Genomic DNA, 398 nt, shown 5'->3' with positions numbered 1-398 from the left:
TTACGCCGTGACGACGTTCTGGTTCACGTCGATGTTGCCGTGTACGGCCTTCGAGTACGGGCAGATCTGATGGGCGCTGCGTGCGATCGCTTCGGCAACGTCCTGTGCGAGCCCGGGAACCCGCACCGTGAAATGGGCTCCGAGGAACCAGGCTGCGCCAGTCTGGCCGATGTCGACCTGGATGTCCACGGAAGCGTCCGGCGGCAGCGCGACTTTCTTCAGCGAAGCCGCAATGCCGAGTGCCGAGATGTAGCAGGCCGACCATGCACCGGCGAACAGCTGCTCGGCTCGCGGATGCGGTTCGGTGGCAACGAATTCAACGTTTTCGCCGCCGGACGAGGACAGCTTGAGGTCGACGACACCGTACTCGCCACGCTGGGCGCTGGGGTCGTGATTGA

At 64.1% G+C, this 398-nt stretch carries 1 protein-coding gene; it reads right to left on the bottom strand.

The window, feature by feature from the left end; all coding sequences use genetic code 11:
* Nucleotides 1–398 (bottom strand): Ohr family peroxiredoxin (locus U5A57_RS41415; protein WP_321918120.1); only part of this gene is annotated, 398 nt, incomplete at its 5' end.

Source organism: Paraburkholderia sp. J11-2 (genome assembly GCF_905220185.1).
In the GTDB taxonomy this organism is placed as follows: Bacteria; Pseudomonadota; Gammaproteobacteria; order Burkholderiales; family Burkholderiaceae; genus Paraburkholderia.
This window is presented reverse-complemented; position numbering and strand designations above follow the sequence as displayed.